General features: G+C 71.4%; 10 protein-coding genes and 1 rRNA gene. 1 reads left to right on the forward strand and 10 read right to left on the reverse strand.

The genetic code is table 11. From position 1 onward, the window contains the following. Positions 1-51: 51 nt before the first annotated feature. Positions 52-492 carry a DUF2510 domain-containing protein gene (locus tag ACIPJY_RS17750; protein ID WP_400467427.1) on the forward strand — a complete coding sequence of 147 codons (441 nt, stop codon included), beginning with the start codon at positions 52-54 and terminating at the stop codon, positions 490-492. A gap of 281 nt (positions 493-773) precedes the next feature. Here ACIPJY_RS17750 and ACIPJY_RS17755 read toward each other — a convergent pair whose 3' ends face one another. From ACIPJY_RS17755 to rrf, 10 genes are all read right to left on the reverse strand, one after another. Next, complete coding sequence (locus tag ACIPJY_RS17755; protein ID WP_400467505.1) at positions 774-1,763, reverse strand: site-specific tyrosine recombinase XerD; 990 nt, start codon at positions 1,761-1,763, stop codon at positions 774-776. 49 nt (positions 1,764-1,812) lie between these two features. Further along, positions 1,813-2,382, reverse strand: coding sequence for an NUDIX domain-containing protein (locus ACIPJY_RS17760; protein ID WP_400467425.1), 570 nt, complete (start codon positions 2,380-2,382; stop codon positions 1,813-1,815). A 130-nt stretch (positions 2,383-2,512) separates the two neighbouring features. Beyond that, the gene (locus tag ACIPJY_RS17765; protein WP_400467423.1) at positions 2,513-4,243 is read right to left on the reverse strand and encodes a CTP synthase; all 1,731 of its coding nucleotides are present in this window, start codon (positions 4,241-4,243) and stop codon (positions 2,513-2,515) included. Between the two features lie 98 nt (positions 4,244-4,341). After that, positions 4,342-6,033 carry a DNA repair protein RecN gene (gene recN, locus ACIPJY_RS17770; RefSeq protein WP_400467421.1) on the reverse strand — a complete coding sequence of 564 codons (1,692 nt, stop codon included), beginning with the start codon at positions 6,031-6,033 and terminating at the stop codon, positions 4,342-4,344. Next, positions 6,030-6,962, reverse strand: coding sequence for an NAD kinase (locus ACIPJY_RS17775; RefSeq protein WP_400467419.1), 933 nt, complete (start codon positions 6,960-6,962; stop codon positions 6,030-6,032). The genes recN and ACIPJY_RS17775 overlap by 4 nt, the downstream gene beginning before the upstream one ends. After that, positions 6,959-7,801, reverse strand: coding sequence for a TlyA family RNA methyltransferase (locus ACIPJY_RS17780; protein WP_400467417.1), 843 nt, complete (start codon positions 7,799-7,801; stop codon positions 6,959-6,961). The genes ACIPJY_RS17775 and ACIPJY_RS17780 overlap by 4 nt, the downstream gene beginning before the upstream one ends. After that, positions 7,794-7,970, reverse strand: coding sequence for a hypothetical protein (locus ACIPJY_RS17785; RefSeq protein ID WP_400467415.1), 177 nt, complete (start codon positions 7,968-7,970; stop codon positions 7,794-7,796). Before ACIPJY_RS17785 ends, ACIPJY_RS17780 begins: the two co-directional genes overlap by 8 nt. Before the next feature lie 10 nt (positions 7,971-7,980). After that, positions 7,981-8,955 (reverse strand): HAD-IIA family hydrolase, encoded by a 975-nt coding sequence (locus ACIPJY_RS17790; RefSeq protein WP_400467413.1) that lies wholly within the window; start codon positions 8,953-8,955, stop codon positions 7,981-7,983. A 31-nt stretch (positions 8,956-8,986) separates the two neighbouring features. Continuing rightward, positions 8,987-9,820 (reverse strand): hypothetical protein, encoded by an 834-nt coding sequence (locus ACIPJY_RS17795; RefSeq protein WP_400467411.1) that lies wholly within the window; start codon positions 9,818-9,820, stop codon positions 8,987-8,989. Between the two features lie 1,246 nt (positions 9,821-11,066). Next, positions 11,067-11,154: ribosomal RNA gene (gene rrf / locus ACIPJY_RS17800) — 5S ribosomal RNA — on the reverse strand; the annotation flags it as partial.

Consider the following 11,154-nt stretch of genomic DNA (forward strand, 5'->3'; position numbering starts at 1 on the left):
CGCGCTCCCCGTAGCGTCGGAGGGCACCATCCCCCGTTCTCAGGAGTTCCCGTGACGCTGCCGGCCGCCGGTTGGTTCCCGGATCCCCGGGACGCCGGCCGTCTCCGCTGGTGGGACGGGCACGCCTGGAGCGACGCGACGCGGGTGCTCCCCGTTCGCCCGACCGAGCCGGTGGTACCGATCGTGGTGACGCCGACCGGGCCCTCGTTCTCCGTCAGGACCCCGTCGGTCGAGAGCCGGACGTGGGCGTACGGGGCGGCCACCTCCCGGCGGCTCTGCGCGTTCGCGGTGTCCGCCGTGCTGCTCGCGGGGGCGTCCCTCGTGCTGAACCCGTTCGGCGCGTTCAGCGTGCTCGCGCTCGTGGCGGGCGCGATCGGCGTGGTGCGCCCGGGTGCGACCGGCCGCTGGCGGGTGCTCGCTCGGAGTCTGGCCGCGTCGGCGTTCGTCGTCGCCCTGGCGACGGGCATCGTCGCGGTGTCCCGCCTGTTCTGACGCGGCTGCGCCGGCGCAGGGCGCCGCAGGGCGCCGCACCGTGCGAGGCCGCCGCGGGCCCGGCGCCGGCGGCCCCTGGTGCCGGCGGCCCCCGACGCCGGCGGCCCCTGGTGCCGATCGGACCCGCACAACCGAATCCACCCCGAACCACGTCTTCCCGTGGTTCCGATCGGATTCCGTTACGCGGCGCCAGTCCGCACCGCGCCGCGCACCGCACCGCCGCCCCGCCCCGCCGCATCGTGCGAGGCCGCACGGCGCCGCACGGTGCGAGGCCGCCGCGCCTACCGCCGCGCCCGCGGGTGCGACGTCTGGTACACGTCCCGCAGCATGTCCGCCGTCACCAGCGTGTAGATCTGCGTCGTCGCGACGCTCGCGTGCCCGAGCAGCTCCTGCACGACCCGCACGTCCGCCCCGCCCTCGAGCAGGTGCGTCGCGAACGAGTGCCGGAACGTGTGCGGTGACACGTGCTCGGTCAGGTCCGCGGCAGCTGCGGCGGCCTGGATCACGAGCCACGCACTCTGCCGGGACAGCCGCGCTCCCCTGGCCCCGAGGAACAGCGCCGGCGTCGCGTGCCCCCGAGCTGCGAACAGCGGCCGCGCTCGCACCAGGTACGCGTCCACGGCGGCCCGCGCGTAGCTGCCGAGCGGCACGATCCGCTGCTTGTTGCCCTTGCCGGTGACGCGCACCACGGAGACGTCGGTGTCCTCGTCGGAGTCCTCGTCCACGGCCGCGAGGGTCGTCACGTCGTCCACCGACAGACCGACGGCCTCGGAGATGCGCGCGCCGGTGGCGTACAGGAGTTCGAGGAGCGCCCGGTCCCGCAACTGCACGGGGTCGTCGCCGTCCACGGCCTGCAGCAGCCGCTCCATGTCCTCGACCGAGATCGCCTTCGGCAGCCGCATCGGGGCCTTCGGCGGTCGGACGGACGCGCCCGGGTCGAGCGGCAGCCAGCCCTCCCCGGCGGCGAACGCGGCGAAGGACCGCACGGAACTGAGCATCCGCGCGATCGACCGTGGGGCGAGCGGTGCGTCCCGGGTCGCCAGGTGGGACACGAACCCGGCGAGGTCGGCGCGGGCCAGGCGCCCGACGTCGGCCACCACCGCGGCACCCCCGGCCCGGTCGGCACCCGCGGAATCGACCGTCGGCTGCGATGCGATCCAGTCCGTGAACGTCGTGAGGTCCCGCCGGTACGCGGCGAGCGTGTGGTCGGACAGTCCCCGCTCGATCGCGATGTGCCGCAGGTACGTCTCGGTGGCCTGCGCGATCGGGATCACCCGACGAGGCTAGCGCGACGACCGGCGCTCGACCGCACGGCTGCGATCAGCCGCGTTCGATCGCGTCCACGGCGAGTGCCGCGACGAGGAGCGCCGAGTTCTGCAGCCGTCCGTCGAGGATCGCCGCGACGATCTCCGCGCGCGGGACCCAGCGCTTCACGATGTCGGCCTCTTCGTCGGACCGCTCGAACGCCGACGCGGTCGCCCGCACACCCCGGGCGCGGTAGATCTGGATGAACTCGTCGCTGCCGCCCGAGGAGGTGTTGTACCGCACGAGCGGTTCCCACTGCTCGGCTTCGACGTCCGCCTCTTCCGCGAGCTCTCGCTGCGCGGCCACCAACTCGTCCTCGCCGTCGATGTCGAGCAGTCCGGCCGGCAGCTCCCAGTCACGCAGGTGCACCGGGTGCCGGTACTGCTGGATGACGAGCACCCGGCCTTCGTCGTCCTCGGCGTACACGGCGACGGCACCGGTGTGGTCGACGTACTCGCGCACCATGCTGCCGCCGCCGTAGGCAACGGTGTCGCGGCGGATGTTCCAGACCGCGCCCTCGTAGACCAGGTCGGACGACGTCACGTCGTAGGAGGCGGACACGTCAGCGATGGGTTCGTCAGTCACCGGTCCATCCAACCAGCGCGTGGATACCCACACCACCCGCGCTGGAAAGTCGAACCGCGCGGAGGGGGCCGATGGTTCGGACCTCCTCCGCGCGATTCAACGTCCTCCGCGCGACGACGCGACTCCGCGGCTACGCGACCGTGGCCGAGTCCGACTCCGACTCCGACTCCGGGTCGAACAGGCGAGTCGCCTCGTTGCGCACGATCGCGGCCTCGACGAGACCCGCGAACAGCGGGTGCGCGTTGTTCGGGCGCGAGCGCAGCTCCGGGTGTGCCTGCGTTCCGATGTAGAACGGGTGCTGCGCACGGTCCAGCTCGACGTACTCCACCAGGTTGCCGTCGGGCGAGGTGCCCGAGAACACCAGGCCGGCGTCCGCGATCTGCTGGCGGTACTTGTTGTTCACCTCGTAGCGGTGACGGTGGCGCTCGGATGCCTCCGGCGCGCCGTACAGCGACTCGGCCAGCGACCCGGCCGTGAACGTCGCCGGGTACAGCCCGAGGCGCATCGTGCCGCCCAGGTCGCCACCGGCGATGATGTCGACCTGCTCCGCCATCGTCGCGATGACCGGGGTCGGGGTCTCCGGGTCGAACTCGGAGCTCGACGCGTCGACCAGACCGGCCTCGTGGCGGGCGTACTCGATGACCATGCACTGCAGGCCGAGGCACAGGCCGAGCGTCGGGATGTGGTTCTCGCGGGCGAACTTGAGCGCACCGAGCTTGCCCTCGATGCCGCGCACGCCGAACCCACCCGGGACGCAGATGCCGTCCACGTCGCCGAGCTGCTTCGCAGCGCCCTCCGGAGTGGTGCAGTCGTCCGAGACGACCCACTTCAGCGTGACCTTCGCGTTGTGGGCGAAGCCACCGGCGCGGAGGGCCTCGGTGACCGAGAGGTACGCGTCCGGCAGGTCGATGTACTTGCCGACCAGGGCGATCGTGACGTCCTTCTTCGGCTCGTGCACGGCGCGGAGCACCGGGTTCCACGAGGTCCAGTCGACCTCGTTCGCCTCGAGGTGCAGCGCGTCGACGATCACGCGGTCGAGCCCCTGCGTGTTGAGGAGCGTCGGCAGGTCGTAGATCGAGGGGACGTCCACGGCGTTCACCACGGCGTCCTCGTCGACGTCGCACATCAGGGCGATCTTGCGCTTGTTCGAGTCCGACACCGGGCGGTCGCTGCGGAGCACGAGTGCGTCCGGCTGGATGCCGATCGAACGGAGCGCGGCGACGGAGTGCTGCGTCGGCTTCGTCTTCTGCTCACCCGAGGCGTTCATGAACGGCACGAGCGACACGTGCACGAAGAACACGTTGTTGCGGCCGAGCTCGTGCCGGACCTGGCGGGCCGACTCGATGAACGGCTGGGACTCGATGTCGCCGACCGTGCCGCCGACCTCGGTGATGATGACGTCGGGCTGCGGGTCGTTCGACGCCTGCTCGCGCATCCGGCGCTTGATCTCGTCGGTGATGTGCGGGATGACCTGCACCGTGTCGCCGAGGTACTCGCCGCGACGCTCCTTGGCGATGACCGTCGAGTACACCTGCCCGGTCGTCACGTTCGCCGCCTGCGACAGGTTGATGTCGAGGAAGCGCTCGTAGTGCCCGATGTCCAGGTCCGTCTCGGCGCCGTCGTCGGTCACGAAGACCTCGCCGTGCTGGAACGGGTTCATGGTGCCCGGGTCCACGTTGAGGTACGGGTCGAGCTTCTGCATGACGACCTTGAGGCCGCGCGCCGTGAGCAGGTTGCCGAGGCTGGCCGCCGTCAGGCCCTTGCCGAGAGACGAGACGACCCCGCCGGTCACGAAGATCTGCTTCGTCACCTTCGGGGTCGAGTTCGAAGAATTGGTTCCGCCGCTGAGAGTGTCCGCCACGGGATTCCATCGTACGTCAGAACTGCCGGGAGGCGCGACCCGCGTTCGCCGTGCGCGTGTCCGCCCGGCGGATGGCCGGTTCCATGGCCCCTGCTGGGTCAGGTGGGCTGGCCTGCGACCTCGAGCAGCTCGCGGGCGTGCTCCATGCCGCTGGCGCTGTCGCCGAGGCCGGAGAGCAGGCGCGCCATCTCCTGCAGGCGGTCGTCCCCTTCGAGGCGACGGACGCTCGACGAGGTGACCGCGCCGCTGGCGTCCTTCACGACGTTGAGGTGGTTCGTCGCGAACGCGGCGACCTGCGCCAGGTGTGTCACGACGATGACCTGCGTGCGCTCCGCGAGCTTGGCCAGCCGTCGACCGATCTCGATCGCCGCTGCGCCACCGACACCGGCGTCGACCTCGTCGAACACGAACGTGGGGACCGTCGTCGAGCCCGCCATCACGACCTCGATCGCGAGCATCACGCGGGAGAGCTCGCCACCGGACGCGCCCTTCCCGATCGGCCGGGGGTCCGTGCCGGAGTGCGGCTGCAGGAGGATCGCGACCTGGTCACGGCCGTGCCGGCGGAACTCCCCGGCGTCGGTGACCTCGACCACGAGGGTCGCGCCGGCCATCGCCAGGGTCTTGAGCTCGGTCGTGACGCGCTTCGCGAGGTCACCGGCGGCCTTCGTGCGTGCCGCGGTCAGGGCGGCGGCTGCCTGTTCGAGTGCGTCCTGGTCGTGGGTGACGGCGTCCTGCAGCGCGACGATGCGGTCGTCGTCACCGTCGAGTTCGAGGAGTCGGTCGCTGGCGCGCTGCCCGAAGGCGATGACGTCGTCGACGGTCTCGCCGTACTTCCGGGCCAGGCCGGAGAGCACCGCGCGTCGCTCGTTGATGAGTTCGAGGTCGTGTCCGGCCTCGGGCTCGAGGGACCCGAGGTAGCTCGACAGGCTGGCCGACGCCTCGCTCGCCTGGATCCCGAGCTCGGTCAGCTGCTCCAGCACGGGCTGCAGGGTGCTGTCCGTTCCCGCGACGCGCTCGACCGCCCGTCGAGCCGCTTCGACGAGGCCGATGACGTCCGTGCCGTCGAGGGACTCGGAGGAGATCGCCTCGTGCGCGAGGCTCGCGGAGAGGCGGAGTTCCTCGAGGTTGCCGAGTCGATCGGCACGTTCCTGGAGTTCCTCGTCCTCACCGGGTTGCGGCGCCGCCGCCTCGATCTCGTCGGAGGCCGCTCGGAGTCGAGCGGCCTCGGCGAGCCGGTCGTCCCGGTCGCGGGTGAGCGTCTCGAGCTCCGCCGTGTGCTCCTGCCACGTGTCGTACGCGGCGGTGTAGCGGCGCAGTGCCTTCTCGACCGCGCCGGCTCCGAAGCCGTCGAGTGCGGCGCGTTGCGCGGTGGACGAGGTCAGCCGGATCTGGTCGGACTGCCCGTGCACGGTGACGAGTTGATCCGCGAGTTCGCCGAGCACGGCAACCGGGGCACTCCGACCGCCGACCGTGGCGCGGCTGCGACCCTCGGCCGAGACGGTGCGGGTGAGGATGAGTTCGCCGTCCTCCACCGTGCCGCCGGCGTCCTCGACGCGCTCGGCGACGGCATCGTGGTCCGGGACGACCCAGCGGCCCTCCACCACGGCGCTCGAGGCACCGCGGCGCACCGAACCCGCATCGGCGCGCGCACCGAGCAGGAGCCCGAGCGCGGTGACGATCATCGTCTTGCCCGCGCCCGTCTCTCCGGTGACGACGGTGAAGCCCGGCCCGAGCTCGAGGGTCGCGTCGCCGATCACCCCGAGGTCCGAGATCGAGATCTCCTCGATCACAGGCTGCTCCCGTGATCGTCGTCGTGCTGTGGGCCGCGCCACCCCGCGACGGGCAGCTGGAACTTCGCCACGAGCCGGTCGGTGAAGGGGGCGTCCTTGAGTCGCGCGACGCGGACGGGCTCCGGGGACCGGCTGACTTCGATGCGAGCGCCGGGGGGCAGGTCGTGCGTGCGACGGCCGTCACACCAGAGGACACCGACACCGCTGGTGCGCCGGAGCACCTCGACCGCGAGCACGCAGTCCGGTCCGACCACGATCGGCTTCGAGAAGAGGGCGTGGGCGCTGAGGGGCACCATGATGAGCGCGTCGACGTCCGGCCAGACGATCGGGCCGCCGCCGGAGAACGAGTACGCCGTCGAACCGGTCGGCGTCGAGATCACGACGCCGTCGCAGCCGAACGACGACAGCGGGCGTCCGTCCACCTCGGTGACGACCTCGAGCATGCGTTCCCGCGAGGCTTTCTCGATGGTGGCCTCGTTCAGCGCCCAGGACGAGTAGACGATCTCCTGCCCGACGACGACGTCGACCTGCAGGGCCACGCGTTCCTCGACGTGGTAGTCGCCCGAGAGGGCACGCTGGACGGTCTCGGCGAGACCGTCGCGCTCGCTCTCGGCCAGGAACCCCACGTGCCCGAGGTTCACACCGACGATCGGGGCACGGGTACCGCGGACGAGCTCCGCCGCACGCAGGATGGTGCCGTCGCCGCCGAGGACGATGACGATCTCGAGGTCGTCGCGCTGCACGTCGACACCGAGGATGTCGACCTGGCCGACGGTCGCTTCGGCACGACGGATGTCGGCGTACTCGTCGAAGGGCATCACGGGCGTCAGCCCGGCCGCGTGCAGCAGGTCGCAGACCTCGACCGCGGCGTCGATCGAGTCACGCCGGCCCGTGTGCGAGACGAGCAGGATGTGCCGTTCGTCGCTCATGGAGCCCCTTCCGCCAGTTCGGTCGCGCGTCCGATCCATTCTGTCGGATTGGACCCTGCGCCCCGCTGGAGACGCGCGAGGTACTCGTGGTTGCCGTGGGTTCCGATGATCGGCGAGGCGACCAGACCGGCCGTCCCGAGGCCGAGGTCCCACGCCGCCCAGAGCACGTTCATCAGGGCGTCGTTCCGGAGCCCGGCGTCCCGCACGATGCCCTCACGCACCCCGCCACGACCGACCTCGAACTGCGGCTTGACCAGCAGCACGAAGTCGTCGGCGGGGACGGCCTCGACCAGGGCGGGCAGGACGATCCGGAGGCTGATGAAGGACAGGTCCCCGACCACGAGCGCGGTGTCCGCGGCGGCGGGGTCGAGCGCGAGGTAGTCCTCGGCGGTCAGCCCGCGCGCGTTCACGCCCTCGACGACGGCGACGCGGTCGTCGAGTGCCACCACCGGGTCGAGCTGGCCGTGTCCGACGTCGAGCGCGATCACCCGTCGGGCGCCACGGGCGAGGAGCACCTGCGTGAACCCACCCGTGCTGGCGCCGACGTCCAGCGCGACGAGGCCGCTCGGGTCGATGTCGAAGGAGTCCAGGGCGCCGACGAGCTTCAGCGCCGCGCGGGAGACCCACTCGTCGCCGGCGTCCACGACGATCTCGCTGTCGGGGCCGACCGGCGTCGAGGACTTGACCACCGGGGCACCGTCCACACTGACCCGTCCCGCCAGGATGAGCTTCGCGGCAGCGGTCCGGGACTTCGCGAGTCCGCGCGACGCGACCACCGCGTCCAGGCGCGCCGGAGCCACCTCGGCCGGACTCGTCTCGGTCCGGGGGTCGTCAGGCACTCGTCGTGCCGCCGCTCTCGAGACGGGTGCGGAGTTCGTCGTGCAGGCCGGCGAAGGCGTCGGCACGGTCGGCCAACGGGAGCGCCTCGGCGTCGCGGGCGCGCCGGGCGACGTCACTGCCCTGTACGGCACTGCCCTGGTCGGGCTGTTGCTGGGGGTCGGTCGGCACGTCCGTCACGCTACTCGCCGCCGTAGAGCTGGGGGTCGACATCGAGTCCGTAGATGGCCAGGCCGGAGTCCCAGATCGCCGTCGCACCCGCGCGGAGCAGGTTCATCGGGTCGTCGCCGGCACGCTCCACACGGATCACGTGCGCGCGCATGCGGACCGTGGCGTCCCCGACGCTGACGAACCGGGTACCGTCCTCGCCGTCGTGCCGGTGCGTCACCGGGTACGGCTCGGACAGCCCGCGGAGGTCCTGCAGCACGTAGGTCGGACGCGAGCGCTCGTCGGCCGCCAGTACCTGCTTGGCCTGGTCGATGCCGGTGAGCACCAGGACGCTCGGGATGCCGGCGTCGTTGGCGCCCTTGATGTCCGTGTCGAGGCGGTCACCGATGAAGAGCGGACGCTCACCACCGAACCGTGCCAGGGCCGCGTCGAAGATCGGGCGCTCGGGCTTCCCGGCGACGACGGGCATCCGCCCGACGGCCTGGTGCACGGCAGCGACCAGCGTGCCGTTGCCCGGCGCGATTCCGCGCTCGACCGGGATCGACCAGTCCATGTTCGTCGCGACCCACGGGACCTCCGGGTCCGCGAGGGCGAAGGACGCCTCGGCGAGCTGCTGCCAGCCGAGGTCCGGGGAGAAGCCCTGGATCACCGCTGCTGGCGCGTCGTCGGCGCTCGACGTGACGGTGAAGCCGGCCTGCTCCACGATGCTCGTCAGGCCGATGCCGCCGATGACCAGGATCGTCGAGCCCTCGGGGACGAGCGTGGCGAGGAGCCGCACGCCCGCCTGGGAACTCGTCACGACGTCGTCCGGGCCGACCTCGAGGCCGTAGCGCTCCAGGTGCTCCGCCACGTCGGACGGACGACGCGAGGCGTTGTTCGTGATGTAGCCGACGCGCGCCGTCAGCGAGGCACGGGTCAGTGCCTCGACCGCGTGCGGGATGGCGTTGCGACCACGGTAGACGACGCCGTCGAGGTCGGTGAGGACCACGTCGACGCCGTCCGTCGGGGAACGCGGGGTGTCAGCCGGCTGCGGAGCCGTCGACGTCCCGGGGGTTGTCGTCGTCGATCTCGCCGAGGTCGTCGTCGACGGGCTCGTCGACGTCCCCGAGCGGCTCGAGCTGGTCGGGCTCGCCGGGCTCGTCGGCTGCGGGCTCGTCGAACTCGTCGTCTGCGGGTTCGTCGTCGACTCCTTCGACTTCGAACGCTTCCTCGACCACATCAATCGTCTCCCAAGAGTCTTCGTCAGCTGCTTCGGCGAGGGCCTCGGCAGCACGGTCGACACGGGCCCACCACTCGTCGGCCTCGTCCTGGCGGCCGAGCTCCTCGAGCGTGGCCGCGTAAGCACTGTAGAGCGCCGGGGACCAGCTGTAGGCCGTCGACGGGTCGAGCTGTGGAATCTCCAGCTCACCGAGGGCGGCTGTGGGGTTCCCGAGGTCCAGACGTGCGCCGGACATCGCGATCGCGAGCTCCACCTGCACGCCGGGCTCGAGCGCCGCTCGGTCGACCGAGCGGCCGAGCTCCAGTGCACGCTCCGGACGGCCGAGGCCGCGCTCGCAGTCCACCATCATCGGGAGCTGGTCATTGCGGCCCGAGATCCGACGGTAGGTACGGAGTTCGCGCAGCGCGGTGCTGAAGTCACCGAGGCGGTAGGCCGTGATCGCCGCGGTCTCCCGGACGACTGCCACGCGGCCGGCGCGACGAGCCGCGCTCAGGGCGTGCTGGTTCGCGAGCTCGGGGTCGTCGTCCACCAGGAGCGCCGCCGTGACCAGGTGCTTCGCGACCCAGTCGGCGTTGTCCTTGCTGAGCGTCTTGAGCTCAGCGCGGGCCTGCGGGTGGAGGTCGCGAGCCTGCACCTCCTCGGGGATCTCCGGGTCCTCGTGGCGCGGGCGGATCGACTTGATGCCGTAGGGGTCGCGGTCCTCGAAGTCGTCCCGGGCTGCCTCGCCAAAGCGGGCGCCGGGGCCCCGGTTGCCGTCACCGAAGCGTCGACGCTCGTCACCGCCGCGGGTGCTGAACGACCCGCGCTCGGGACGATCACCATCACGACGCGGTCGGTCGTTGCCACCGCGGAACGGGCGGTCCCCGTCGCGACGCGGCCGGTCCGAGTTGTACGACGGACGATCCCCATCACGACGCGGACGGTCCGAGTTGTACGACGGACGATCCCCGTCACGACGCGGCCGATCGGAGTTGTACGACGGACGATCCCCATCACGACGCGGACGGTCTGAGTTGTAGGACGGACGGTCACCGTCGCGACGCGGACGGTCGTTCCCACCGCGGAACGGGCGGTCCCCGTCACGACGCGGCCGATCCGAGTTGTACGACGGACGATCCCCGTCACGACGCGGACGGTCCGAGTTGTACGACGGACGATCCCCATCACGACGCGGACGGTCCGAGTTGTACGACGGACGATCCCCATCACGACGCGGCCGGTCGTTCCCACCGCGGAACGGGCGGTCCCCGTCACGACGCGGCCGGTCCGAGTTGTACGACGGACGATCCCCATCACGACGCGGCCGATCCGAGTTGTACGACGGACGATCCCCACGAGGTCCCCCACTGCGAGGCGGCCGACCGGAGTCATCACGGTCCCCACGCCACGCAGGACGGTCCGAGCGCTGCCCGCCCTCGCGGAACCCGCGGCCCGGGGCGCTGTCGCGCGCCGGCCGGTCTCCACGGGACGGCCGATCGCCGTCACGCTGCGGACGATCACGACGCTCACCCTCGCGGCGCTCGAACTCACGAGGACCGGAGGACCAGCCCCCACGCCCACCGGACTGACCGCCGCGCGGAGCACCGTCCCGACGCGGACGTCCACCGCGCTCATCGTCGCGGTCGTTCCGCCGTTCGTCGTCGTTCGCCACCGTTGCTCCTCGTTGCGTGCCGGAGCTCTCGCGCCGGCTGTCGTCCGCTGTGTCGTTGTGTGTGAGCGCCGTCCGTGGCGCGAAGCCGTCCCAGTCCATCACGGACCGGGCCCGACGTCGAGGCCTACGGTGCAGTGCCAAAACAGAAATGGCCACCGACCTTCCACGAGAACGAGGGTCTCCCCTGCGAGTTCTCGATGGAGGGCCGATGGCCACCTTCTTACGTTGAGTCCGGCGGCGTCCTACTCTCCCACAAGGTCCCCCTTGCAGTACCATCGGCGCTGAGAGGCTTAGCTTCCGGGTTCGGAATGTGACCG

Origin of the sequence: Curtobacterium sp. NPDC090223 (genome assembly GCF_044746585.1) — a bacterium.
GTDB lineage: Bacteria > Actinomycetota > Actinomycetes > Actinomycetales > Microbacteriaceae > Curtobacterium.

Bases quoted from the DNA above. Each gene is read 5' to 3' on its own strand.
- ACIPJY_RS17775 (WP_400467419.1), bottom strand. From the start codon at position 6,962: ATGAGCGACGAACGGCACATCCTGCTCGTCTCGCACACGGGCCGGCGT.